This is a genomic window from Bordetella holmesii (assembly GCF_020735985.1).
In the GTDB taxonomy this organism is placed as follows: domain Bacteria; phylum Pseudomonadota; class Gammaproteobacteria; order Burkholderiales; family Burkholderiaceae_B; genus Bordetella; species Bordetella holmesii.
On record NZ_CP085973.1, the window covers coordinates 2,256,990 to 2,281,422 of the forward strand.

The 24,433-nt window shown below is 61.2% G+C and carries 20 protein-coding genes, 3 tRNA genes and 1 pseudogene; 6 read left to right on the plus strand and 18 right to left on the minus strand.

Annotated elements, in window-relative coordinates; genetic code table 11:
• Positions 1 to 57: 57 nt before the first annotated feature.
• The 14 genes from LK440_RS10840 to rnr all read right to left on the minus strand — a co-directional run bounded on the left by LK440_RS10840 (position 58) and on the right by rnr (position 15,406).
• Positions 58 to 1,178, minus strand: a protein-coding gene (locus LK440_RS10840; protein ID WP_101557886.1) for an IS3 family transposase whose coding sequence is annotated in 2 segments (ribosomal slippage) — positions 58 to 926 and positions 926 to 1,178 — 1,122 coding nt in all. Because the reading frame shifts where the segments join, the coding sequence is not laid out codon by codon here.
• A gap of 23 nt (positions 1,179 to 1,201) precedes the next feature.
• Positions 1,202 to 1,987, minus strand: coding sequence for an acyltransferase (locus LK440_RS10845; RefSeq protein ID WP_005012786.1), 786 nt, complete (start codon positions 1,985 to 1,987; stop codon positions 1,202 to 1,204).
• 300 nt (positions 1,988 to 2,287) lie between these two features.
• On the minus strand, positions 2,288 to 3,475 hold the full coding sequence (locus LK440_RS10850) for an FkbM family methyltransferase (protein ID WP_005012784.1): 1,188 nt from the start codon (positions 3,473 to 3,475) through the stop codon (positions 2,288 to 2,290).
• Between the two features lie 136 nt (positions 3,476 to 3,611).
• Positions 3,612 to 5,492, minus strand: coding sequence for a potassium transporter Kup (locus LK440_RS10855; protein ID WP_025341374.1), 1,881 nt, complete (start codon positions 5,490 to 5,492; stop codon positions 3,612 to 3,614).
• The gene (locus LK440_RS10860; protein WP_100225809.1) at positions 5,476 to 6,597 is read right to left on the minus strand and encodes a sensor histidine kinase; all 1,122 of its coding nucleotides are present in this window, start codon (positions 6,595 to 6,597) and stop codon (positions 5,476 to 5,478) included. Before LK440_RS10860 ends, LK440_RS10855 begins: the two co-directional genes overlap by 17 nt.
• Positions 6,598 to 6,652: 55 nt before the next feature.
• Positions 6,653 to 7,324: a response regulator transcription factor gene (locus LK440_RS10865; RefSeq protein WP_005012777.1), complete on the minus strand. Its 672-nt coding sequence runs from the start codon at positions 7,322 to 7,324 to the stop codon at positions 6,653 to 6,655.
• A 116-nt stretch (positions 7,325 to 7,440) separates the two neighbouring features.
• Positions 7,441 to 7,950, minus strand: a complete 510-nt coding sequence (locus LK440_RS10870) for an ExbD/TolR family protein (protein WP_005012775.1) — start codon at positions 7,948 to 7,950, stop codon at positions 7,441 to 7,443.
• Positions 7,950 to 8,867: a MotA/TolQ/ExbB proton channel family protein gene (locus LK440_RS10875; protein WP_005012772.1), complete on the minus strand. Its 918-nt coding sequence runs from the start codon at positions 8,865 to 8,867 to the stop codon at positions 7,950 to 7,952. Before LK440_RS10875 ends, LK440_RS10870 begins: the two co-directional genes overlap by 1 nt.
• A gap of 21 nt (positions 8,868 to 8,888) precedes the next feature.
• A complete protein-coding gene (locus tag LK440_RS10880) occupies positions 8,889 to 9,674 on the minus strand; it encodes an energy transducer TonB (RefSeq protein ID WP_025341373.1) in 786 nt (261 codons plus the stop codon).
• Positions 9,675 to 10,008: 334 nt separating this feature from the next.
• Positions 10,009 to 10,084 (minus strand) — tRNA-Val (locus LK440_RS10885).
• Positions 10,085 to 10,200: 116 nt separating this feature from the next.
• A complete protein-coding gene (locus LK440_RS10890; protein WP_005012769.1) occupies positions 10,201 to 10,473 on the minus strand; it encodes an HU family DNA-binding protein in 273 nt (90 codons plus the stop codon).
• Between the two features lie 322 nt (positions 10,474 to 10,795).
• Positions 10,796 to 12,040: a cystathionine gamma-synthase family protein gene (locus LK440_RS10895; protein WP_005019089.1), complete on the minus strand. Its 1,245-nt coding sequence runs from the start codon at positions 12,038 to 12,040 to the stop codon at positions 10,796 to 10,798.
• 46 nt (positions 12,041 to 12,086) lie between these two features.
• Positions 12,087 to 12,824, minus strand: coding sequence for a 23S rRNA (guanosine(2251)-2'-O)-methyltransferase RlmB (gene rlmB, locus LK440_RS10900; protein ID WP_005012762.1), 738 nt, complete (start codon positions 12,822 to 12,824; stop codon positions 12,087 to 12,089).
• Positions 12,825 to 12,931: 107 nt separating this feature from the next.
• A complete protein-coding gene (gene rnr / locus LK440_RS10905; protein WP_025341372.1) occupies positions 12,932 to 15,406 on the minus strand; it encodes a ribonuclease R in 2,475 nt (824 codons plus the stop codon).
• Between the two features lie 129 nt (positions 15,407 to 15,535).
• On the opposite strand from rnr, the gene LK440_RS10910 reads away from it, so the two are divergent.
• A tRNA-Leu gene (locus LK440_RS10910) sits at positions 15,536 to 15,620 on the plus strand.
• Positions 15,621 to 15,759: 139 nt separating this feature from the next.
• On the opposite strand, the gene LK440_RS10915 is transcribed toward LK440_RS10910, so the two are convergent.
• Positions 15,760 to 16,380: a tRNA-uridine aminocarboxypropyltransferase gene (locus tag LK440_RS10915; protein WP_026087875.1), complete on the minus strand. Its 621-nt coding sequence runs from the start codon at positions 16,378 to 16,380 to the stop codon at positions 15,760 to 15,762.
• Positions 16,381 to 16,533: 153 nt separating this feature from the next.
• Between LK440_RS10915 and LK440_RS10920 the strand changes: the two genes are divergently transcribed.
• Positions 16,534 to 16,618, plus strand: a tRNA-Leu gene (locus tag LK440_RS10920).
• Positions 16,619 to 16,760: 142 nt separating this feature from the next.
• On the opposite strand, the gene LK440_RS10925 is transcribed toward LK440_RS10920, so the two are convergent.
• On the minus strand, positions 16,761 to 17,219 hold the full coding sequence (locus LK440_RS10925) for a GNAT family N-acetyltransferase (RefSeq protein ID WP_005012755.1): 459 nt from the start codon (positions 17,217 to 17,219) through the stop codon (positions 16,761 to 16,763).
• Between the two features lie 109 nt (positions 17,220 to 17,328).
• Between LK440_RS10925 and LK440_RS10930 the strand changes: the two genes are divergently transcribed.
• The 4 genes from LK440_RS10930 (at position 17,329) to LK440_RS10945 (ending at position 22,702) form a co-directional block, all read left to right on the plus strand.
• Positions 17,329 to 18,270, plus strand: coding sequence for an AEC family transporter (locus LK440_RS10930; RefSeq protein WP_005012753.1), 942 nt, complete (start codon positions 17,329 to 17,331; stop codon positions 18,268 to 18,270).
• A 3-nt stretch (positions 18,271 to 18,273) separates the two neighbouring features.
• On the plus strand, positions 18,274 to 19,557 hold the full coding sequence (locus LK440_RS10935) for an arsenic transporter (protein WP_005012751.1): 1,284 nt from the start codon (positions 18,274 to 18,276) through the stop codon (positions 19,555 to 19,557).
• 117 nt (positions 19,558 to 19,674) lie between these two features.
• On the plus strand, positions 19,675 to 20,895 hold the full coding sequence (locus tag LK440_RS10940; RefSeq protein WP_005012749.1) for a YeeE/YedE family protein: 1,221 nt from the start codon (positions 19,675 to 19,677) through the stop codon (positions 20,893 to 20,895).
• Between the two features lie 148 nt (positions 20,896 to 21,043).
• Positions 21,044 to 22,702: an FMN-binding glutamate synthase family protein gene (locus LK440_RS10945; RefSeq protein ID WP_005012747.1), complete on the plus strand. Its 1,659-nt coding sequence runs from the start codon at positions 21,044 to 21,046 to the stop codon at positions 22,700 to 22,702.
• On the opposite strand, the pseudogene cls reads toward LK440_RS10945, so the two are convergent.
• Positions 22,699 to 24,075, minus strand: a pseudogene (cls, locus tag LK440_RS10950) (cardiolipin synthase). The gene LK440_RS10945 and the pseudogene cls overlap by 4 nt on opposite strands.
• Positions 24,063 to 24,371 carry a hypothetical protein gene (locus LK440_RS10955; RefSeq protein ID WP_227944728.1) on the minus strand — a complete coding sequence of 103 codons (309 nt, stop codon included), beginning with the start codon at positions 24,369 to 24,371 and terminating at the stop codon, positions 24,063 to 24,065. Before LK440_RS10955 ends, cls begins: the two are co-directional and overlap by 13 nt.
• Positions 24,372 to 24,433 lie beyond the last annotated feature (62 nt).

Below are 24,433 nucleotides of genomic sequence, written 5' to 3' on the forward strand. Positions count from 1 at the left end.
TTGTCCACGGCCCGTCGGATGCCGCTGGCCTGATGCCCAGATGACCTGCCCCCAGATTTAGTACGGCACCGACATAGAGCCCAGGGGTAAAAGACCTTCTTTCTGATGAGCCTGCACGAATTGCGCCGGCGTTAAATATCCGAGCGCGCTGTGAGGCCGATCGGTGTTGTACTCGACTCGCCAGTTTTCGATCAAGCTTTTAGCCTGTCGCAGGGACAAGAACCAGTGCTCGTTAAGGCATTCGTCGCGGAACTTGCCGTTGAAACTTTCGATATAAGCGTTCTCCACCGGCTTACCCGGCCGAATAAACGACAGCTTTACGCCTGCTTGGTAGGCCCAGGCGTCCAAGGCTCTTCCGGCGAACTCTGGCCCGTTGTCCACGGTAATAGATCGCGGCAGGCCACGCATCTCCGCCAGCCGTTGCAGCACCATGGCAACACGCAGTCCCGGCAACGACGTATCGACCTCGATGGCCAGGCATTCGCGAGTGTAGTCATCGACGATAGTCAAACAGCGGAATCGGCGGCCATAGGCTAGGCCGTCGGCCACAAAGTCCATTGACCAACTCTGATTCGGCGCGATTGCCGCTGGGCGAACCACGCGCTCGGTCGCCGCGATTCGCTTACGCTTTCGTTTTCGCACGCTTAACCCTGCCAGACTGTACAGCCGCCAGATTCGCTTGTGATTTGCTTGCCAGCCTTCGCGACGTAAGAGCACATGGATCCTCCGATAGCCGTAGCGTCGTTTCGCCACTGCCATCTCTTTCATGCGCTCGGTCAGCGCAGCATCGCCTGAGCGTGTGCTCTCGTAGGCAAACAGCGACCGCGAAATTCCTACCAGCCCACAGGCCCGGGTAACACCCATGCTGCGCTCGGTCATTAATGTCCTGACCGCCTCGCGTTTGGCCTGCGGGCTGACTACTTTCGGCTTAGCAGATCCTGAAGCGCCGCCTTGTCCAGCATCGACTCGGCCAACAGCTTCTTGAGCTTGTTGTTCTCCTGCTCCAGCTCCTTGAGCCTCTGAGCGTCCGACACCGTCATGCCACCGAACTTCGCCTTCCAGTTGTAGTACGTTGCCTCGGAGATTCCGTGCTTGCGGCACAACTCTGCGGGCTTGGCACCTGCATCGGCTTCCTTGAGCACGCCGATGATTTGCTCTTCCGTAAATCGTTTCTTCATTGCCATTCCTTTGGGAACGGACTCTACATCGATTTCGTACTAATCACGGGGAGCAGGTCAGCCAGTCCATAATAACTACTCGGCCAGAGGGCACTAACCAATATGCTGACGTCGACTCTGCTCCACGTCGAATACAAACCGAACACGGTCACCAGCAAAATGCACAGTGCGACGATCAGCCATCGACAGGTAAGCACCACATCCTTGAGCGCCCAACCAAGAAGAAAATATCCCAGATAGGGAATCCACCATGTCCAGGGCGTATGCACGAAAACAGTGACACCCGGCCGAAACGGCGCCAGGGCCGTGGTAAACACCGGAATGCAGCATGCAACAAGTGCTGCCAATAATATTTTGTTGTTCTTTTCTCGAACGTAAGGAATCAAAATAGGGGTAAATACAGACAACCCCAATATAATCCAGAAATAGTAGAGCGCCGTATACAGCTTGCCATCAATGCTGTTGGAAATCGCCTGCGATACGGAAAGATTCCACTGTAGATAGCAGACGATGAAGAAATAATACGCAATGTGCCAGAACACCAACGGCACGGCAATTCTGCTCAGCCGTTTTTTGATGAAGTCACCAAGCGTGGTGAATTTCTCGGGGTCGAGCAACAGGACGCCGCTAATCATGACAAAGAGAGGCACGGCGCATAACCCAAGCGTTGCAATCAGGATGGCCAGCTTACCAACAAATACACTTCTGGCTCCCGTTGCCGCCGCGGTATAACCTGCAACATGTATGCCCACGACGCCCAGCATCGCCAAGGCTTTGGCAAATGAAACCCAGTAATAATTCTTGGCCACCCTTCCCCCACAGTTTTTGTGGTTTGGAAATCCAGCAAGGATTCTGCATTGCTGCAGATTTCATAGGGATGGTAGCAAGAAAGTAAAACAGGCCCCTGCGGCCCACACCGGCGCCACCTGCCAACCCTGTTTGTGCGAGCGGCTAATCCGCCTGAGCTGAGCCAAGTGCCGGCGAATCCTGGGGAAGGCGGCAAGCCGACGGCCCGTAGCGTCGTCCGCTTTTGGCAGAAAAAGGGGCCCGCTCACCGCCCGGCATCAGCAGGATGACTCGTCCGCGCCACCAGCGAACGCGGACAGCGCCTAGCGCGCGTCTTCGTGCACGTAAAGCACCAGGTCCCACACACTGGCGTGGTGGCCACGCACCGAATGACGTTTGCGCCCCAGCGACTGCATGAAACGACTCAGCGACAGCAGATCATTCGGATAATGATAGGCTGCGATACTCAGGCGGCACTGCGAATCGGCCAGGTGACGTGTGGCGCCTTCCAGGATACCGAGCTCCCCGCCCTCGACATCAGCCTTGATCATGGTGGCTTGGCCAGGGACAAGGCAATCCAGAGAAACCGCTGGCAAAGGCTCTATCCACTCTTTACGATCTTCGCGCCACTGCACGGAATCCGAAGGAAGCACGAAGCGCGACCCATGCGGGTAATCAGGGTCCGTGTAGAACTCCACGCTGCCACCATGGTGGGCGCCGGCAACGACCCGCTCGGCACGGATGGGCAACAGCCATGACAAGCTGCGCAAACTGACGAAATCCAGACGGTTGGGCTCCAGCCCCCAGAGTTCGGAGCCTGGCCCGACCAGCCCGGCCATGCGGCCCAGGCACTCGCCCTGACTGGCGCCCACATCGACATAAATCTCTTGCTCGCGCGGCACAAACGAGCATTGCGGACTGGCGCCATTGAAGTACTGATAATCGGCACTGATCATGTATCGCAGCAGGGGACCACGATCCAAGGCAAGATAAGCATGGATGCGCGCGGCCAGCGTCTGCTGCGACAGCAGGTCCATCCCAGCCATCATGGCCAGATAACTATCGATCTCGCGCAGGTAGTGGTCGCGCTCCTGTTCGACTGGCACATACGTATGTGCAGCCCCGCTTGCCGCCATATGGGCCAGATAATCAAACTGCCCCTGCACACCCCGCCATAGCGCCCATTCGCCGTGCGTGCCCGGAAAACACATCAGACCGATGCGCGGGTTGCGACTGTGGCGCCGCAGATATTCCATCATGGATATCGCCCCGTCCTGACTAGGGGGAACAGGGATCATCGCGTTGGGCAGCGTGGGTTTTTCTCCAACCTCACAGAAGCCCAGAAAACGCGGGTCAGCGCGATAGGTAGAGCCTTGGGCCACCTCATGCAGGTGCTGCGTCCAGGCACTGCAGTAACGCGGCCAGAGTACGTAAAAACCTTCCAGGGCGCGCACCCGGGCTATGCGTTCGTCACCAAGACGCTTGAGTTCGCGCCAGTCGTCAAGGACCATTCGCCGGCCTCCATAGAAGAGCCAGAAGTCAACAAGAGTCTAGGAGTATGGAGCCGCTGGATGGCCTGCCGCAATCAGGCGCTACAGCACAACGAGTAGGATAAAACCGAATAACACCGGGATTTACCTGTCCGCGTTACAGCTCAACCTGCATGCCCATTTCGACCACGCGATTGGGAGGAATCTTGAAAAACCGAGTGCTGCGCGTGGAATTGCGAGCCATGAAAGAGAACACGGCCCTGCGCCAGCGAGACATCGCAGAACGCTTACCCGACACGACGGTCTGGCGCGACAGGTAATAGGAGGTACGCATGGGTTCCAGATCGATCTCTGGATAAGCCTCAGCCACCTCACGCAGGGCTTCGGGCACGTCAGGATCTTCTTTGAAACCGTAATGAATGATGACCTGCCAGCTCGAGGCACTCACCTGCGTGACGTCGAAGCGCCCGTCATCCGCGACATACGGTACATCCGAAACGCGAATGGACAGAAACACGACGTGATCGTGCAGCACTTTGTTGTGCTTGAGGTTGTGCAATAGCGCCGGCGGCACATTGCCGCTGTTCATGGTCATAAAAATGGCGGTGCCCGGCACGCGTGCCGGCGGATAGGTTTCCAGTTGCTCCATGAACTCGTTGAGCGGCTGGCGGTCGCGCGCCTGCAGTTGGGCCAGCAACAGCCTGCCGCGCCGCCAGGTCATCATGAGCGTGAAAACGATGACACCAACCAATAGCGGCATCCAGCCACCCTCGTGAATCTTGAAAATATTGGCCCCAAAAAGCAGGATGTCGATGAGCAGCAATACGCCCAGCAACGCCATCCATGCCAATCGACGGCCACCCGTACTGCCCCGAGGCAGAACCGCAAAGGCCAGCACAGACGTCGTCAGCATGGTCCCGGTTACGGCAAAACCGTAGGCTGCAGCCAGATTTTCGGAATTGCGAAACGCCAGCACGAGCAACAGCACCGCACACAGGAGCAAAGCATTGACTTGGGGCAAATAAATCTGTCCTCTTTCCGCCGCAGACGTATGCAGAATCTGCATGCGGGGCCAGAACCCAAGCTGCACTGCCTGGCGAGTCACCGAAAACGCGCCCGAGATCACAGCCTGCGAGGCCACCACCGTCGCCACGGTGGCCAGGGCCACCAGAGCAACCAGGCCCCACTCCGGCGCCATCAGAAAAAACGGATTGCGGATCGCCGTCGGGTCGCGCAGGAGTAACGCCCCTTGCCCCAGATAGCACAACGTCAGCGACGGCAGCACCATGCTGAACCAGGCGCGCCGGATGGCCGGACGCCCGAAATGCCCCATGTCTGCATACAAGGCTTCTGCGCCGGTCAGCGCCAGAACCACGGCGCCCAGCAGCAAAAAGCTCATGAGGGGAAACTCCACGATGAAGCGCAACCCCCACATCGGGTTGAGCGCAGCCAGCACTTGCGGCGCCTGCCAGATCTGCCAGCCGCCCAACACCGCCAAGGTGCCAAACCACAGTGCCATCACCGGCCCGAAAAGCTTGCCCATTGCGCCGGTGCCGCGCGACTGTATGGCGAACAGAGCAACCAGCACCACGATAGCGGCCGGCACCACCCAGCGATCCATGGTGTGCGAGACCACACCTATGCCCTCGATGGCAGAGAGCACCGAAATGGCCGGCGTAATCATGCTGTCGCCGTAAAACAGCGCGGCGCCGAAGATGCCAAGTATCACCAGAAACATGCGCATCCTGCCGCTGCGCCCGCGCACGGCCAGCTCCAACAGCGCGAGCGTGCCGCCCTCGCCTTGATTGTCCGCCCGCAGAATGAGGGTCACATACTTGAGCGACACCACCACCATGAGCAGCCAGAACAGAATCGACAACACGCCCAGAATGTGAGCAGGCTCCAGATCGGCAAAGCCGGTCAGGCAGGCGCGAAGCGTGTACAGGGGGCTTGTGCCTATATCTCCATACACCACACCCAGCGCGCCCATCACCAGGGCCATGTGCCGGGATTTGCCTGTTTCAGAGAGCTGACTCATAGGGACGCTCATGGCGTGTAAGTTGCGCACCCTTGCGGGGTCCAGGGAAAACAACGGTAAGCCGCGTGCCGTCGAACTCCGGACGGCTGCTCAACTTCCACCATGCGCCATGCGCATGCGCGATCTCACGCACAATCGCCAGGCCCAGCCCTGAGCCATCCGCACTGGCCGACGGCGACCGGTAAAAAGCCTCGAAGACCCGTTCGCGCTCCTGGGGATCGATACCCGGACCATCGTCTTCGACCGTCAGCGACGGTGGATTCTCACCGATGGTCAGCGTCACAAGACCCGCACCATAGCGCAAGGCGTTGTCGATCATATTTCCCAGCAGCTCATCGAGCAGCAAGGGATCACCATCGATCCATATCGGGTGATCCGGAGCCAACAGGTCAAGCTCGACCTGCGAGGCTCGCGTGCGTGGAATCCATTCGGCGCCGCTGGCACGCACCCACTCGCACAGGTCCAGCCGCACAAAGCGATCCTGTGGCCGCGCATTGGGATCCGCTTTGGCCAGCACCAGCAACTGCTGCCCCAGACGTATCATGCGATCGCTGACGACCTTGATGCGCTCGGCGCGGGCACGCACGTCCTCGGGCAAGGGACGCGCCAGCATGAGTTCGGACTCCAGCCGCAGACCGCTGAGCGGTGTGCGCAACTGATGGGCGGCGTGCCCGATGAATCGCCGTTGCGCCGCAAGCGACGCATCCAGACGCAGCAGGAGATCATTGATATGCGTGACCAGCGGCGCAATTTCCGCGGGCAAACCCTGCACGGCCATCGGCTGCATATCGTCGATGGAACGCAGGCGAATCTCTTCCGAAAGGTGGTTGACCGACCGCAGACCGGATCGCACCCCCTGCACGATCACACCGGCAAACAGCACGATCAACAATATCTGGCCGGCCACCATCAGCCAGAAGAAGTCCTCCAGCATCCAGACGGACATGTCGATCTTGTGCGTCATGACCCATGTCGCTGCCAGATCCAGCAGAAACAGCAACAAGACGGGGGGCATGAGGCGCACGACGAGATGGCGCGCCAATGAGCCCACTGGCAGCTTCCAGCCCGGCTGTTGCGGCAAAGGTTCGGGGCGAGTGTCCGGCATGGAGGGAAAGCGGTGAGCACCGGGCCTTATGGCCCGGCGTGCGCCTCAGGCGAGGTCAGGCTGCCTCGACATCCAGCATATAACCAAAGCCGCGCACAGTCTGGATGCTGGCGCCCGTGCCTTCAAGGCGCTTGCGCAAGCGGTACACGTACACTTCGACGGCATTCTCGCTGAAGTCAGCATCCCAGGCGGAAAGCGAATTGACGATCTGGCGCTTGGTCACGACCCGGCCGACGCGGGCCATGAGCATTTCCAGCACGGAGAGCTCACGCACCGACAGGGCCAGACGCTGGCCGTTGGCCCGGACTTCGCGGCCGACGGTATCAAACACGAGAGGACCTACTTCGATCAACGGTTGAGCCTGGCCGGTACGGCGGCGGCCCAGCGCACGAACGCGGGCGGCGAGTTCGGGCAGGTCAAAGGGTTTGGTGACGTAGTCGTCCGCGCCGGCGTCCAGGCCGGCCACCCGGTCATCGAGACCATCGCGGGCTGTCAGGATAAGCACCGGTACCTGGCTGCCCTCCTGGCGCAACTGGCGCAAAACCTCCAGGCCACTTTGGCCGGGGAGATTCAGGTCCAGCAGAAGCAGATCGTAAGGCTGCCCCGCCAGCGCCCCCTGGACTTTGTCACCCTCGGTGAGCCAGTCCACGGCGTAGCCCTGGTCGGACAGGAATTCCTGGAGCGCATGGCCCAGGGTGGTGTCATCTTCGATTACGAGTACTCGCATGCCGCGATTCTAGCGCGAACCTGAGCCGCGCGCCCAGATCAAATATGCGTTCTACCCTACAACAGCGCGCGGGGAGACGTTTCGGCGCAGCCGCCGCTACCTCTCCCCTGCGTTGTTTAGCGTGCGGGTTGCGCCGCGGGCTTGGCCGCCGGCTGCGCGCCAGCGGCTGCAGGCTGGTCGCCGCCCTGTGCTCCGATAGCGGGCGCCGCCGGGGCCGGTGTGGTCACGAAGCCGATACGGCCCATCCCTGAGCGACGGGCCGAGGCCATGACCTTGGCCAGTGTTTCGTAGCGCGTGTTCTGGTCGGCACGGATACGGATTTCGGGTTGAGGCTTGTCGCCCGCCACTGCATGAAAGCGGAACGGCAAGTCTTCCAGCGTGATCGGCTGCTCGTCCCAGAAAATCTTGCCGCTGGCATCGATAGCCAGGTCGATCGTTTTCGGATCTTCCTGAAGCTGCTCGGCAGAGACCTGCGGCATGTTGATCTTGATCGAATGCGCCAGCAGCGGCGCCGTGATGATGAAGATCACCAGCAGCACCAGCATCACGTCGATGAGCGGCACCATGTTGATCTCGGACACGGTGTGGCCGCCCGACCCTTTATTGTCGAAGCTGCCAAAAGCCATTATTCGCTCCCTCGTGCATCGGCGGCCTGGCCACCCTGGCGACGCAGCGCACGCACCTTACCGTCGGACACCGCGACTTGCTGGCCGGTGGTCAGGAAGGCGAACAGATCATGCGCGAAAGCGTCCAGACGCGACAGGAAGACGCGGTTATTGCGCACAAACGCGTTATAGGCGAGCACCGCAGGAATGGCTACGGCCAGACCCAGACCGGTCATGATGAGCGCTTCGCCCACGGGGCCGGCGATACGGCTGATGGTCACACCGTCGGACAAGCCGATACCCACCAGAGCGTGGTACACGCCCCAAACCGTACCGAACAGACCAACGAACGGGGCCGTCGATCCCACCGAAGCGAGAATGGTCAGGCCGTTCTCGAGCTTGGCGGTCTCTTCGTCGATGACCTTACGCATGGTGCGAGTGACGAACTCGCCATTGCTGCCGGCCTCTTCGAGTTTGGTGGCACCGAACTTGGCGTGATGACTCTGAGCGTGAATGGCATGGCTGGCGAGATGTGAGAACGGATCGCGCGCGCCGTGCGTGACGATTTCGTTTTCGACCTGCTTGAGCGAACCGGCATTCCAGAAATGATTCAGGAAGACCGCAGCGCGGTTGCGCATACGCACGTTGCTGATGGCCTTGACGACGATGAGATACCAGGTCACCACCGACATCAGGATGAGGATGATGAACAGCGTCTTGCCGACGAAATCGCTCTGGGCGACAAAGTGCATGAAACCCATGTCGGGCACCGCAGGGGCCGGCGGCGGAGCCGAGGCGGCAGCAGCAGCGGCGGCGTTGAGCGCGTCGGCGGCCGGTTGCAGCGTCTGGGGCGCGGCGGGCGGCGTCGCAGCAGCGGGAGCTGCCGAGCCCGCTGCCTGGGCCACGACCATCATGGCATTTTGGAGTACGTTGAACATCTCAGTTCCCTTTTGCTTGTATCACTTAAGTCCGAAATCGAACGGAATCCTGGCCATGGCCGTTTGCGCAATCCCGTTACGAGTCAGTGGTTTGAATCGTGCTTTTCGCACCGCCTCGATCGCCGAGTCATCCAGTCGACGGAAACCAGAGGAGCTGTCGACGACGGCTTTGTCGACATAGCCCTGCGGATTGATCGTAACCAGCACAATCACCCGCCCTTGCTCGCGACGCCGGATCGATTCCGACGGATACCGGGGCGCCGGCCGGTCTCCCAGGTACTCGACGCTGGACATGAAGACCGGCTGGTCGGGTGCAGGACCTTGCTTGGGCGCTTGTGTGACTTGTTCGCCATCGGTCTCTCCAGCCGGTGGCTTGGGCGTAGGGTCGGCTTTGACCTCGGTTTTGGGCTGAGGCTTGGGCTGAGGTTTCGGCTTGGGCTTGGGTTTGGGCGGAGGCGGCGGCGCCGGAACGGGCGGCTTTTCTACGACGGGCTCGGGTTCGGGCTCTGGCTCGATTTCGGGCTCGGGGTCGGGTTCCGGCGTGGGATCGACCACTGACTCCGGCGGCGGAGTCTCTTGTACCGGGGGTTCGGGATTGGGCTCAGCCTTGGCGACCTGGGGCACGGGAGCTTCGATGACGCTCACCATGACAGGCTCTTGATCGAGCAAAACGGGAGCTTCAGTGTCATTGAAGAAAATGGCACCAATTACCGCTGCGTGCACAGCAAGCACGGCGATGCCGGCTCCCACGCGTAACCCCACCGACGCTTGCGGGGTAGAAGTCCAACCGTATTGAAGGCTAGGCATGAATCATGCCAGAAACATTAACGAGTACGCCAGCATGCAACCGAGAAACTTATCTCGGCCACCAGCTGGCGTTTCCAAGTCTACTACGATATATCAAATGCGAATGATTCGCAAGTTTACTCTGACCGATATTACGCGCTCAAAACGAGCCCCGCCCGCGGCATGCTGACGTGTGTTGCCGGTGGTACGAATCCGGATTGCGTGAGGCTGGAATCAGCGCGCGCTGCGCGCAAAACAGGCGAGCACCGAGCCGCAATAGATGGCGGGCGGCCGTGCAAAAACACAAAAGCCCTTGAACCAGGGGTCCAAGGGCCTTGAGCTTGATGCGCAGCTTTGGTGGGTGCTACAGGGGTCGAACCTGTGACCTACGCCTTGTAAGGGCGCCGCTCTACCAACTGAGCTAAGCACCCGTATGCGCGGGGCCACTCAAAGTCTTGCGCGGCCCGAAGTATAGCGAACCTTGCGCAAGTCGGCAAATCGATTGCTCGCGATACCCAACGAGCCTGCGATCGGCCACTACGGGCACTTAATTGACAGCGTCTTTCAGGGCCTTGCCGGGACGGAACTTCGGCACCTTGGCTTTCTTGATCTTGATCGTTTCACCGGTGCGCGGATTGCGGCCTGTGCGGGCCGCGCGCGAGGACACGGCAAAGGTGCCGAAACCTACCAGGGTGACTGTGCCCCCTTTCTTGAGCGTGGTCTTGACGGCACCGATCAAAGCGTCAAGCGTGCGACCGGCAGCCGCCTTGGAGATATCGGCTTTGCTGGCGATGTGATCGATGAGTTCGGTTTTGTTCATTCAGGATTACCCCTCACAAGGTATGAATTACGCGCCCCGCGCAGCGCGAAAGCGCCGATCTAGGGCTCGCGCCAGAACTGACGAGTGACGATTTAGTATTTCTTGCGCTGCAAAAGCACAACCTTTTAATTGCTGCGTCGCAGCTTCCTGGCAGGCTTTTTCAAGCTGTGGAAAGCTGCGACGCTGAGGCATATTAGGCCCGCCTCGTCTTCGACTGTCAAGCATTACCCATGCGAAAAACCGCGCCGATACTAGCTTTTAAAGCTTTGCGCAATAATCAAAAACGCCAAGCACGTCCGCAAGGTTGGCAGTAAACAAATGATCAGGCCATTGATTCCTTGAGCGCTTGATCAAAATCAAGCAACAGGTCGGCCTCGTCCTCTATACCCACGGAGACACGAATGAGACTGTCGGCTATACCCATTTGCGCCCGGCGCTCGGCGCCCATCTCGTAGTAAATCGTGTGCGCGGCCGGCAGGGCCAGGCTGCGCGTATCTCCCAGATGCGTGGCATTGAGCACGATGTTCAGCCGGTTCAGGAAGTCGAAACAATCGATGCCGTCGGCCAACTCGACACCCAGCAAGCCGCCATAACGCCCATCCCGGAAGAGACTGCCGGCGCGATCATGCTGCGGATGCGCGGCCAGCCCTGGGTAATGCACCTTGGCCACACCAGGGTGCGAGTCCAGCAACCGCGCCAGGGCCAGCGCATTGCTGCAGTGCCGGTCCATGCGCAACGCCAGTGTCTCGGCACCGATGGCAATGCGATGCGCGGGCTCGGCAGCCAGAGTGCCCCCCATGTCGCGCAAGCCTTTTTTCTTGATCTGGGTCAGCCCCCAACTTGTGGGCGCGCCTTTACGGTAGCTCTCGAAGATGTTGTCGTAGCCGGACCAGTCAAACAAGCCGGTGTCCGTCACCGAGCCACCCAAAGCATGGCCGTGGCCGCCGATGTACTTCGACAATGAGTTCATCACCAACGACGCACCGACCTCGCACGGCTGAAACAGCCAGGGCGAAGTCAGCGTATTGTCGACCACATACACCAGCCCCAGCTCGCGGCAAATCGTGCCGATGGCCGCCAGATCGGCAATCTGCGTGCCGGGGTTGGCAATGGTTTCCGTGAACACCATGCGGGTGTTGGGCCGCACGGCCGCGCGCACCTGCTCGGCGTCGGTGGCATCAACCGCGGTCACCTCGACGCCAAGCTCGACCAAAGTACCCAACAGACTGTTGGTATTACCGAAGATGTACTGGCTTGATATCAGATGATCACCACGGCGCAGCAGGGTCGTGAAAATGGCCGCCAGCGCCGCCATGCCGGTGGCAAAGCTCACCGTCCCTTTGCCGCGCTCCATCTGGCTGATCTTGGCTTCCAGCGCGGTGGTCGTCGGGGTGCCCTGGCGCGCGTACGTAAACCCGGCCTTGCCCTGAAACACGGCCGCGAGTTCGCGCGAGTCCTCATAGGCGAACTCCGAAGACGGATGCATGGGCTTGTGCACCGCGCCGTGCTCGACAGCCTGGGTGCGATCGGAATGGAGAATGGTGGTGGTAAAGCCGTTCTGGTGCATGGTGTACCCGGCGCCGGTTTTCCGGCATGTAGTAGCAAGAAAAGAATCAGTTGCGGCGTTGACGCACGGTCTCGTAGAGGCAAACCGCACTGGCAACGCTGACGTTGAGGCTTTCGACGGACCCCAGCATGGGGATGCTGACCAACTCATCGCAGGTCTCGCGTGTCAGGCGGCGTATACCCTCCCCCTCGGCGCCCATGACCCAAGCCATGGGCTGCCTGGCATCGACCGCATGCATGTCATGACTGGCCTGATCGTCGGTGCCTACCAGCCATACGCCGCGCTCTTTCAGCTCGCGCATGGTGCGAGCCAGATTGGTGACCATGATGTACGGGACGGTATCGGCCGCGCCGCAGGCCACGCGCTGCACCGTGGCGTTCAGGCCAACGGCACGATCCCGTGGTGCGATCACCGCGTGTACACCTGCGGCATCCGCCGTGCGCAGGCAGGCGCCGAGATTGTGCGGATCGGTCACACCGTCGAGGATGAGCAGAAAGGCAGGCCCGTCGATTTCGTCCAGGACCTCGCCCACGCCGACGGCCAACGGACGCTCGTCGGCCAATGCCAGCACGCCTTGGTGACGCGTACCGCGCGCCAGGCCGTCGAGCCGCTCGGCGGGCACCGGATGCACCCGGCACCCCGCACGCTCGGCCTGCTCGATGAGCGTCTGCATGCGCTTGTCGCGGCGGGATGCTTCGACATAGATTTCCTTGATGGACTCAGGTGCGTGACGTAAGCGCGCAACGACTGCGTGAAACCCCGCCAGGACTTGGGTCGACGCCATGGTGATGACTACCTTTGAAAACAGAAAAGCCCGTCGCGGCTGCGACGGGCCGGGGCACAGCCTTGCGACGCACCCCTGGATTCCCGCAATGTTAACGCGCCCGAATGCTAGCGTCGGCCACGCGGGGTCTTCTTGGCGGCTTCGGCGGGCCGCTGCGGCGGCGTGGGCGGCACTTTATTGGTTTTCTTGGCCTCGGCGCGGCGCTGTTTGGCCGTCTGCCCCTTCAGCGCAGCAGGCTTGGGCGCAGCGGCCTTCTTGACGCGGCGCGGCTCATCCGGATTACGCGTACTTTGCTTGCGCAAGGATTCGTAGCTCGTGCCCTTGACGAGGCGAAACTCGATCCTTCGGGCCTCAAGGTCGACCCGCGCCACCTGCACCTGCACCTTGTCCGTCAACCGATAACGCATGCCGGTGCGCTCTCCGCGCAACTCGTGCAGCGAGTCGTTGAACTGGAAGTACTCTCCACCCAGCTCAGAAACATGCACCAGACCCTCGACGTGCAAGGTATCCAATGTCACGAAAATACCAAAACTCGCCACGCCCGTGACCGTACCGCTGAAGTCTTCGCCGACGCGCTCCTTGACGAACCAGCACTTGAGCCAGGCCTCCACATCGCGCGATGCCTCGTCGGCGCGGCGTTCGCTGGCCGACAGCAGCAGGCCAAGCTTCTCCCAAATGGCATGCTCGTGATCGCGCTGGCTGCGTCCGATAACCAGCGGCTGTGACTGCAACTCGGGGATATATCGCTGCCCTTGCAACAGCGCCTTGATGACGCGATGCGTGAGCAGATCGGGATAGCGCCGGATGGGCGAAGTGAAATGGGAATACGCCGGATAGGCCAGACCGAAGTGGCCCATATTGTCCGGGCTATAGACCGCTTGTTGCATGGAGCGCAGGCTCATGGTCTGCAACAGCGGAAAGTCGGGCCGTCCACGCACCGTATCGAGAAACTCGCCGTAATCCTTGGCCGTGGGGGTGTCGCCGCCGCCGAGCGACAGCGCCTGGGTGCGCAGAAACTCACGCAACGCCTGCAGCCGCTCCGGCGTGGGGCCCTCATGGATTCGGTAAAGGCCCGGGTGCTTGCTGCGATGCATGAAGTCGGCCGAGCAAGTATTGGCCGCCAGCATGCACTCTTCGATGAGCTTGTGAGCGTCGTTACGCACCATAGGTACGATCTGCTCGATACGGCCGAGCTCATTGCAAACAATCCGCGTTTCGATGGTGTCGAAATCGATGGCGCCGCGCTTCTTACGCTGCTGCGACAGCAACTGATAGAGCTCGTACAGGTGCTGAACATCCGGCAGCAGCTTGCCCAGCGCCGCCGCGGCTGGCCCACCCGGCTGCTGCAGAGCCTCCCAGATGCTGGTGTAGGTGGTGCGCGCCTGCGAATGCATGACCGCGTTGTAGAACTGATAAGCGGTGACCGTGCCGGCCTTCGCGCCCGTGGCCGGAATCACCATATCGCAGACCAGCACCAGGCGATCGACGTTCGGATTGAGCGAGCACAGCCCATTGGACAGCGACTCGGGCAGCATGGGAATGACACGGCGCGGGAAATATACGCTGGTACCACGCTCGATGGCGTCATCATCGATGGCATCGCCCGGCTTCACATAGTGGCTGACATCGGCGATAGCCACCAACAGCCGCCAACCGGGACGCTTGCGCTGCCCCGTGCCCAGATCAACCGGCTGGCAATAGACAGCATCGTCGAAGTCGCGCGCGTCCTCACCATCGATGGTGATCAACGGCACATCGCGCAGATCCACACGGTGCTTGAGATCGCTTTTGCGAACAACGTCTGGCAGGCGCGCGGCCTGCTTGCGCGCCGCCTCCGAGAACTCCACCGGCACGTCGAACTTGCGCACGGCAATTTCGATTTCCATGCCAGGGTCATCAATCTCGCCCAGGACCTCGAACACCTTGCCCAGCGGCTGCGTGTGACGGGTCGGCTGTTCGATAATCTCGACCGACACCACCTGTCCATGCTGAGCTCCATTGGTATCGCCGGGAGGGATCAGAATGTCATGCTTGATGCGCTGATCTTCGGGCGCGACGATGGACAGGCCGTGCTCATGCAGGAAACGGCCCACCAACTTGTTGGTGCGGCGTTCTATCACCTCAACGATGGTACCTTCCGGCTTGCCACGGTATTCGCCAGCCGGCTTGACCAGGACACGGTCACCATGCAGCACTTTTAGCATTTCGCGCGGCGACAGAAAGATATCCTGCCCGCCGTCGTCGCGGACGAGAAAGCCAAAGCCATCCCGATGGCCCTGTACGCGACCGGCAACGAAATCCAATTTGGTGGCCAGCAACAGCACGCCCTTGCGATTAGGCAACAATTGGCCATCGCGCTCCATGGCGGCGAGCCGGCGCTCAAAGCCAACCAGGGTCGCCTCGCGCTCGACACCCATGCGCTGCGCCAGTTCGGCAGGCGCCAAAGGCGCGCCGGCCGTGCGCAAGGCATTCAGAATCTCTTCGCGAGAGGGGACGTCCGGATCAAAGTCCGGCGGAGCAGCGGGCACGACCGGAGTAGATCTATTATTTTTGTTTGCGTCGTTGTTCGATCGTTTTGCCAAAGCTGAGAATCCCGTATATAATGCGCAGCTTCTGTGGTCAGCCCAGTGCGACACTGAAAGTCAAACACAGCGATTTGCGGAGTAGCTAGTCTACGTGAAATTCAGCGCAAAAATGTTGTCAGACACAGTGCCCAGGTGGCGGAATTGGTAGACGCGCATGGTTCAGGTCCATGTGCCGCAAGGTATGGAGGTTCGAGTCCTCTCCTGGGCACCACAGTTTCTTTCTCTCAGTTTGAGCTCAAACTGAGAGATAAAAGGCAGAGTCATCAGACCTCTTGCCTGGTTGAAATTCAAAACCCCGGCTCGCCCAAGCGAGCCGGGGTTTTGTTTTGGTCTCGCCTAAAATACCTGCCTCAAGGATCGCGCCGGCCCGAACGACTGCCCTCACGGCGGACATGATGCGCCTCATAACGCGCCGCCCCCATTGCCTCGATCTGCCCTTGCACCAACCGTTCCAGCGGCTCGAGCAATGCATCAAAGCGATCCGTACTCTCCATGGCATTTAGGCCCGCCACCACCGCCTCGAGCGTTGACAGCGCCCCTGGCAGGTCTGCGTGCCGGACGCGATAGCGCCCCTGCCCTGCGCCGGCAATGGTGAGCCTGGGTAACGCCGCCAGAGAGGGATGGCGCGCAACCATGCTGCGGGCGCGCCGCCAGGTCGCGTCGGGCACCACCAGCAAGCGCGGCAACCCGCCGGGCACGGGCGGCGCGGCCACCGCAGCCGCGGGCCCCGGAAACAACAACAGCGCCTGTTGGCCGGGACGCATCCAGAGTCTTTCATCAAACTCATCGGCCACCACTCGGGCAGCCCGAGCCAACCCCAGCCAGGCGAGCCGGGCGGTATTCAGCGCATGCCCGGCCTCCCGTGGGTCCTGCAAAAAAAGCACTCGCGTCTGGGACGGCAACTTGGGCAACATCGGACACAAACAATGCGTAAGCGGTCGCTCGCAACGGCCACAATGCGGACGGGACATAAAGCAGTGATCCGAGAAACGCCACAGGTCGCGGCAAAACCTCAAGGATAGCGGCAACCCGCCGAAAATATCTTTTAGGGTGACTTGCACCCCCCTTAAAAAGGGGGCATAATTCGCGTCCTGCTGATTGCGCGGCAACGCAAAATCGACAGAGCCCAGGTGGCGGAATTGGTAGACGCGCATGGTTCAGGTCCATGTGCCGCAAGGTGTGGAGGTTCGAGTCCTCTCCTGGGCACCACCGCTTTTAAAAAAACCCGACCTTTTATCAGGTTGGTTTTTTTATACCCGTCGCGGCTTGGCCGGGCTTGCGCCCCCAGCGATAGGGCACCGCGCCCGCTCCTAGCAAGAGAAGATATGGCGGCGCGCAGCCAGCCACCTTCTCACGGAGTGCGCGTCAGCTCGCGGACCATGACAACGTGAGGAATCCCGGCCTCGACGAACTCATCGCCGTCGGCACGAAACCCGTGGGCCTCATAAAAGGCTTTGGCATGGGTCTGCGCATGCAGCACCAGCATGCGATGACCTTCCCCTTCCCCATGCCCTTGCTCGATAAGCGCGTCGAGCACACGCCCGCCCACGCCGGTGCCCCGCACCGATTTACGTACGGCCATGCGACCGATGTGGCCATCGAGCAGCAGCCGCCCCGTACCCACCGGCCTATCCTCGAGATCGTAAGCGACAGCATGGACCGAAACGGCATCCTCATCGCCGAGCTCGATTTCCGTAGGCACGTTTTGCTCGAGCACGAAAACCTCATGACGGACCGAGGTGGCGTGCTCGCGCAGACGATCCCAGGTACCAATGACGATGCGAACGGGTGAGGAAGACACAGTGCTCATGACGACGGTTCCAGCAAGTTGTGGTGCTGCGATTGTCTCAGGGAGCGGCAGCGCCTCCAAGTACCTGCGGCTTCAGTAGAATGGCTGCTTTCGAAATCCGCCTTGCGCCATGTCCGCCGTCGTCAATGCCACGCTGCCGGTCTTCGCCCTGATACTGACCGGCTGGCTCGCTGCTCGCGCGCGCGTCTTGGGCCCGGCCGCTACCGACGCGCTCAATCGCTATGTGGCTTATCTGTCCCTGCCGGCCCTGCTGTTTCGTGCCATGGCCCAAGCCAGGATGGACGATATGCTGCATTGGGGCTTCATTGCTGCGTTCTGGGGCGGCGTCTGCGTCACCTTCGGCCTGAACCTGATCACCATCGGGCCACGCCGGCCCCTGACGGATCGCACCATAGAAGGCCTTGCCGCGGCCTACTCCAACGCGGGGTACATGGGTATCCCGCTATGCCTGGCAGTGCTGGGACCGGCCGGTTTGCCAGCGGCGATCATCGCCACGCTACTGACGGCCTGCGCCTTGTTTGCGTGTGCTATCGCCCTCATCGAGTACGACCAGCGCCAGCAGCACCATTGGGCGAGCACGTTGCTTCACGTCGGGCGCGCTCTGGCCCGCAACCCTCTGCTCGTGGCCCCGATGGCCGGCGCGCTGTGGGCCGGTCTGGGGCTTACCTTGCCCGAAGGCATGGACCGATACGTCGAACTGTTGGGCGCCTCGGCCAGCCCTTGCGCACTCATTACCATCGGCCTGTTCCTGGCTCAGGCGCAGCCGGGCGGCGCAGGCCGTCCGGTGGCCCGGTTGGTTGCCGGCAAGTTGCTGCTTCAACCTACCGTCACGGCCATCCTCGCATTTTGGGTGTTTTCCATGCCCCCTTTATGGACCTGGTGCGCCGTGCTCATCAGCGCACTGCCTATCGGCACCGGGCCATTCATGCTCGCCCAACTCTATGGCCGTGCCGCCAACACGACGTCACGCGCTATCCTGCTGTCGACCGTTCTGTCTGTCATTACCATCTCGGCCCTGGTCGCCTGGATCCAACAATTCCATCCCATCTGAACCATGCTGGCGCTCGCCCTATTTGCCTTTACGCTTACTCTGATCATCTGGCAGCCGCGCGGTCTGAATGTCGGCTGGAGCGCTTGCATAGGCGCCGCACTGGCCTTGCTGACCGGGGTGGTGCAGCTAGCGGATATTGGCGCGGTCTGGCACATCGTATGGAATGCGACCGCCACCTTCATCGCCATCATCATCACCAGCCTGATTCTCGATGAGGCCGGTTTTTTCGAGTGGGCCACCTTGCACGTGGCGCGCTGGGGCCGCGGTAGCGGTCAGCGCCTGTTTGTGCTCATCGTGCTGCTGGGCGCTGCGGTCACTGCACTGTTCGCCAATGACGGTGCCGCGCTCATCCTCACTCCCATCGTGATGGAAATGCTCCTGGCGCTGGGTTTCGGCCCGGCAGCGACGCTGGCATTCGTCATGGCGGCCGGCTTCATTGCGGACACCGGCAGCATCCCGCTCATCGTCTCCAACCTGGTCAACATTGTCTCGGCCGATTTCTTCGGGCTGGGTTTCAGCCAATACGCTGCGATCATGGTGCCGGTCAACATCGTGGCCGTCGGATCGTCTCTTGCCATGCTGTGGCTCTTCTTCCGGCGCGACCTTCCCGCCCGCTACAACATCGCCGATCTACCTGCCCCACACACAGCCATACGCGACAGCCTGACGTTTCGTGCCGGCTGGGTGGTCCTGACCTTGCTGCTGGCGGGCTTTTTCCTGCTCGAACCGCTGGGAGTACCCGTCAGCGCGATTGCTGCGCTGGGTGCAGCAGGCCTGCTGCTGATCGCGGGGCGCCGCCATATCGTGGGTACGCGGCGCATCATGCGCGAAGCCCCCTGGCATATCGTGGTGTTCTCGCTCGGCATGTATCTGGTTGTCTACGGCTTGCGCAACGCCGGGCTGACTCAGGCCCTGACCCACTTGCTTGAGAGGTGCGCCGACGCCGGCATATGGGGTGCCTCGCTGGGCACGGGTATTGCCACCGCGTTGCTGTCTTCCGTCATGAACAATCTACCCACCGTTCTGATCGGAGCATTGTCTATTGCCGATGCGCAGGTTGCCCATGAGGGCACTCGCCTGGCCATGATTTACGCCAACGTGATCGGCAGCGATCTGGGGCCGAAGATCACGCCCATCGGCAGCCTCGCTACCCTGCTGTGGTTGCATGTGCTGGCGCGCAAGGGGCTGCACATCTCCTGGGGCTATTACTTCCGGGTAGGCCTTGTACTGACCCTGCCGGTTCTTCTGGCCACGCTTGCGGCCCTGGCATGGCGACTAAGCATGTAAATATACCAAGTAGAAATATTATAACAATAAACAATTATTTTTTGTTATTAAAGCTCTCTTCTATACTGCCACTCTTGGGGCGTCCGCACGCCTTCCTTCTGCCTTCTCGGTGCAACCATGAGCACACCCGCCTCGACCTTGCCCTTTCCCTCCGCAGTCATTCAGGTCAACCGCAAACCGCTGTTGATCGCGTTGCTGCTGGTTCTCGCCGGCGCGTTCTACCTGCTGCAAACGGTAAGCTGGCGCCAGAGTGCGCTGTGGATCGTCGGCGCGCTATTGGGCGTGACGCTCTATCACGCGTCCTTCGGGTTCACGCAAGCGTGGCGGGTCTTCGTCTCCGATCGGCGCGGCGCGGGCCTGCGCGGGCAGATGGTGATGCTGGCCTTCGGTGTCGTTCTGTTCTTCCCTTTCCTGGCCTCCGGCACATTGTTTGGAATGCCGGTCAATGGATTGGTGTCGCCGCCTGGCGTCTCCGTGCTCCTGGGTGCCTTCCTGTTTGGTATCGGCATGCAATTAGGCGGAGGCTGCGCCTCAGGCACGCTCTTTGCCGTGGGCGGCGGTAACACTCGGATGATCGTCACGCTGTTGTTCTTCATCGTCGGCTCGGTCATCGCGACAGCCAATTTCCCGTGGTGGTCGAGTCTTCCGGCGCTGCCGCCCACTTCGCTTATCAAGACCTGGGGGCTGCCTACGGCGCTAGTGGCCAATCTGGCCGTCTTTGCCTTTATTGCCTGGTTGACCACCGTGCTGGAGAAGCGTCGTCATGGCCACCTGATTTCTTCCGCGGCGCACACCAGCCGCCCAGCAACCCTGCTGCAAGGCCCTTGGCCGCTGATCTGGGGCGGGATTGCACTGGTGATTCTCAACTTTGCCACGCTCGCGCTGGCCGGCCGTCCGTGGGGAATTACCTCGGCCTTCGCGCTATGGGGAGCCAAAATTCTCGACGCCTTTGGCGGTGACGTTTCCACATGGGCATATTGGACCAAGCAGCAGGCCGCGCTGGCTGCCCCGATCAGCCGGGATGTCACGTCGGTCATGGATGTCGGGCTGATGCTTGGAGCGCTTGCTGCCGCCTCGGCAGCGGGCAAATTCGCACCAATCTGGAAGGTCCCGGCCCGATCGCTGGCAGGTGCCATCATCGGCGGACTCTTGCTGGGCTATGGGTCACGGCTGGCATTCGGCTGCAACATTGGCGCGTATTTCAGCGGCATTCTGTCAGGAAGCCTGCACGCATGGCTGTGGCTGCCTGCCGCCTTCCTGGGCAGCGCACTAGGCGTGCATCTGCGTCCGTACTTCGCGCTAGCCGTCGAAAAGACACCTGCCCCGTCAAGCTGCTAGCCACAGCGGCACCGCGCACCAGCCCCGCCATCCGGACTGCAATCCGGCTGGCGGGGCTTTTCCGTTGAGGCATGCCCGTGCCTCTCTTGAGAGAGCTGTCAGGCGATTCTGTTAAGGTTGGCAGCAAATCAGTACCTCGGAGAGGCATATGCACTGGATCGCTGGCCGCCACACGGCTTTTGCTCTCATCCTCATTGGCGCGGCCGCAAGTATCACGCTTGCCGAACTGCGCGGCCCGGTCTGGCTGTGGGCAGCCCTGCCGCTGGCGGCGTTGAGCCTGCTTGGCATCTACGACATCGTCCAGCCTCGGCACGCGATTCGGCGCAACTACCCGGTCATCGGCAACCTGCGCTTTCTGTTTGAATTCATCCGGCCGGAAATCCGGCAATACTTCCTTGAGGATGACACCAACGCCGCGCCGTTCTCGCGCGCACAGCGCTCGATCGTCTATCAACGCGCCAAGCAAGAAATCGACAAACGCCCTTTCAGCACTCAGGAAGACGTCTACGGAGACCGCTATGAGTGGATAAACCATTCCATGGCTCCCTCGCACATCACCGATTCCGATTTCCGGGTCCAGGTCGGCGGGGCGGACTGCACCCAACCGTATTCCATGTCGGCTTTCAACGTCTCGGCCATGAGCTTCGGCGCCTTGTCGGCCAATGCCGTGCTGGCTCTCAATGATGGCGCGCGCATCGGCAATTTTGCCCATGACACAGGCGAAGGTGGAATCAGCCGCTACCATCGCCAACCGGGTGGCGCGCTGGTCTGGAATATTGGTTCGGGCTATTTCGGTTGCCGCGACGAGCAAGGCAATTTTTCGGAAGAAGCGTTCGTTCGCAATGCCTGTACGCCGCAGGTCAAAATGATCGAGATCAAGCTTTCTCAGGGCGCCAAACCCGGACACGGGGGCATTTTGCCTGCGAGCAAAGTCACCCTGGAGATCGCCGAAGCACGCGGGGTGCCAGCTTGGCAGGACTGCAACTCGCCGTCGAGCCACAGCGCCTTTGACACGCCGGTGGGTCTCATGCACTTCGTGGCGCGTCTGCGTGCGCTCTCGGGCGGCAAACCGGTCGGCTTCAAGTTCTGCGTGGGTCACCCATGGGAGTGGTTCGCCATCGTCAAAGCCATGCTCAAAACGGGTATTACGCCAGACTTCATCGTGGTCGACGGCGCCGAAGGTGGCACGGGTGCGGCGCCAGTGGAATTCGTCGACCATGTCGGCACACCATTGCGCGAGGCCTTACGGCTGGTCCACAACACCCTGGTGGGCGTGAACCTGCGCGACCGCATCCGTATCGGCGCCTCGGGCAAGATCATCACGGCCTTTGATATGGCACGCGTCATGGCCATGGGCGCCGACTGGTGCAATGCGGCGCGCGGCTTCATGTTCGCCATTGGTTGCATCCAGGCCCAGGCCTGCCACACAGGCAAATGCCCCACGGGGGTGACCACCCAGGATCCCATGCGCCAACGCGCGCTGGTCGTACCCGACAAAGCCCAGCGTGTTGCACATTTTCATCAGAATACATTGCACGCGCTGGCAGAACTCCTGGAAGCTGCGGGCCTGACGCACCCCAACCAACTGCGCACGCACCATATTGCTCGGCGCATTTCTTCCAGCGAAGTGCGTCTGCTATCCGCGCTTTTTCCGGAACTCACTCCGGGAGAACTGCTGCGCGGAGAGTTTCGCCACAACGTGTTCAAGGTAGGTTGGAGCATGGCCACGGCCGATTCCTTCCAGCCTGTCACCGACATCACTACAGCCCTGGCCGAATTGCAACCCCAACAGTCCGAGCCAGCCTAGAGCCAACGCTCGAATAGCCGCGAGAATGTCTCCATGAAGCGCTCGTCCAATGAGCGCTTCAGCCACTGTTCGGACGTCACTTCAACCGAAGCCTGGCGGTCGAGCGCAAACAAGGCCTCCATCTCACTACCAAACGTCGGTCCCAAAACGACAGCATTGATCTCATAATTCAAGCCAAAGCTGCGCCAATCCATGTTGCTGGAACCCACGGTGGACCAGACCCCATCGACGACCATGGTTTTGGCGTGCAACAGCCTGTCGCGCCGCTCGTAGATCTTCACGCCGGCCTTGAGCAGCGCGGCATAATGTGACCTCCCGGCATGCCACACCACGGCACTGTCGCTAAAGCCCGGCAGCACCAGCACCACGTCCACGCCTCGCTCGGCGGCTTGCGCCAGAGACTGGACAAAGGCGGGGTCGGGCACGAAGTAAGCCATCGTGACGTGGATCGAGCGCTGCGCACTCTCGAAAGCCGACATCAACGTCAAGTAGACGGCGTAGCCGTCCTCGCTGTCAGGATCGTTGGCCACGATGCGCACCACGGTATCCCCCTGGCGCGGCACGACGCGCAAGAACCGCCCGCCCTGCATGGACGGCCCGTGCTGGGACTGCTAGCCAGCAAGCAACACGCCCTCGATCTGCGTGACGGCTGGCCCACGGATTTCCAGGTGCGTATCTCTCCACGGGGCCTGGCCTGGCTCGCCCTGCCCCAGCGAACTGCCCGAAGCGTACACATCGCTGACATTGATCCCGCCAAGAAACCCCACTTCGCCGTCGACCACCAGCAATTTGCGGTGATTGCGCTGATTGGGCGACCAACCCTTGCGCGAGTGACCCGGATTGACCGGATTGAAGACGAGCACTTGCACTCCGGCCGCACGCAGGCGGTCGAACAACGATTCCGGCGTATCGAGCGTGCCCACCGCATCCACCATGACCGCCACCGGAACGCCGCGCTGCCGAGCCGCAATCAGGGCTTCCGCAAATGCTTCGCCAGCCTCACCCTCATCGAAGATATAGGACTCCATGTGAATGTAAGCGCGGGCGCGGGAGATGGCGCGCAACATGGCCTCATACGTCGCCCTCCCATCCGCCAGCAACCTGACGTGGTTTCCAGCCACCAGCGCCGTGCCGGCAATCGCACCCTCGACGGCAAGATGGCGCCCCAGAAAATCGGCCTGTTCGCCGGTGTCAGTGACCCGAGCCACCACACGCCGGCCTTTCAGATAGCTGCTCTGCGCAGAAGCTGCCGACAGCGCTGCCTGTTGGCGGCGCTCCTGCAACGCCTGCGGGCCGGGCACTGTCGCACAGCCTGTCAGCCACAGCACGCCAACCACGCAGCAAAAGCGCGCAAAGCGCCTCAACTCTGCCACTGCGTGTGCCCGGCCCGATCCAGGCGGCGATCACGCGGCGCCCACGATGCCGGCGCACGGCCGACATGCTGCTGACGCTGTATATGCCGCCCACCCGCATCATTGAGCAGGCTCAGAACAGCACCCTCTTCATCAGGATGGATCTGCGCGGCCAGCACCACACCGCGGCTGGCCGCCTCATCCTCCGACTGCACCAGTCTGCGCTGCGTCTGTCGCAAAGCACGCAGTAAAAACATGGCGCCCGCCATGGCGCCGACATAGGCGCCGGCTGCCGCACCGACGAGCATACCCCCCATACCTTGGACATGCAGTGCGGCTGAAAAAACACCACCGACGATGGCCCCGACCGTCGCCAAGG

Coding starts and splice junctions, on each gene's coding strand:
- LK440_RS10850 (WP_005012784.1), bottom strand. CDS start 3,475: ATGGTCCTTGACGACTGGCGCGAACTCAAGCGTCTTGGTGACGAACGC.
- LK440_RS10855 (WP_025341374.1), bottom strand. CDS start 5,492: ATGAGTCAGCTCTCTGAAACAGGCAAATCCCGGCACATGGCCCTGGTG.
- LK440_RS10860 (WP_100225809.1), bottom strand. CDS start 6,597: ATGCCGGACACTCGCCCCGAACCTTTGCCGCAACAGCCGGGCTGGAAG.
- LK440_RS10865 (WP_005012777.1), bottom strand. CDS start 7,324: ATGCGAGTACTCGTAATCGAAGATGACACCACCCTGGGCCATGCGCTC.
- LK440_RS10870 (WP_005012775.1), bottom strand. CDS start 7,950: ATGGCTTTTGGCAGCTTCGACAATAAAGGGTCGGGCGGCCACACCGTG.
- LK440_RS10875 (WP_005012772.1), bottom strand. CDS start 8,867: ATGTTCAACGTACTCCAAAATGCCATGATGGTCGTGGCCCAGGCAGCG.
- LK440_RS10880 (WP_025341373.1), bottom strand. CDS start 9,674: ATGCCTAGCCTTCAATACGGTTGGACTTCTACCCCGCAAGCGTCGGTG.
- LK440_RS10890 (WP_005012769.1), bottom strand. CDS start 10,473: ATGAACAAAACCGAACTCATCGATCACATCGCCAGCAAAGCCGATATC.
- LK440_RS10895 (WP_005019089.1), bottom strand. CDS start 12,040: ATGCACCAGAACGGCTTTACCACCACCATTCTCCATTCCGATCGCACC.
- rlmB (WP_005012762.1), bottom strand. CDS start 12,824: ATGGCGTCGACCCAAGTCCTGGCGGGGTTTCACGCAGTCGTTGCGCGC.
- LK440_RS10915 (WP_026087875.1), bottom strand. CDS start 16,380: ATGTCCCGTCCGCATTGTGGCCGTTGCGAGCGACCGCTTACGCATTGT.
- LK440_RS10925 (WP_005012755.1), bottom strand. CDS start 17,219: ATGAGCACTGTGTCTTCCTCACCCGTTCGCATCGTCATTGGTACCTGG.
- LK440_RS10930 (WP_005012753.1), top strand. CDS start 17,329: ATGTCCGCCGTCGTCAATGCCACGCTGCCGGTCTTCGCCCTGATACTG.
- LK440_RS10935 (WP_005012751.1), top strand. CDS start 18,274: ATGCTGGCGCTCGCCCTATTTGCCTTTACGCTTACTCTGATCATCTGG.
- LK440_RS10940 (WP_005012749.1), top strand. CDS start 19,675: ATGAGCACACCCGCCTCGACCTTGCCCTTTCCCTCCGCAGTCATTCAG.
- LK440_RS10945 (WP_005012747.1), top strand. CDS start 21,044: ATGCACTGGATCGCTGGCCGCCACACGGCTTTTGCTCTCATCCTCATT.
- LK440_RS10955 (WP_227944728.1), bottom strand. CDS start 24,371: ATGGGGGGTATGCTCGTCGGTGCGGCAGCCGGCGCCTATGTCGGCGCC.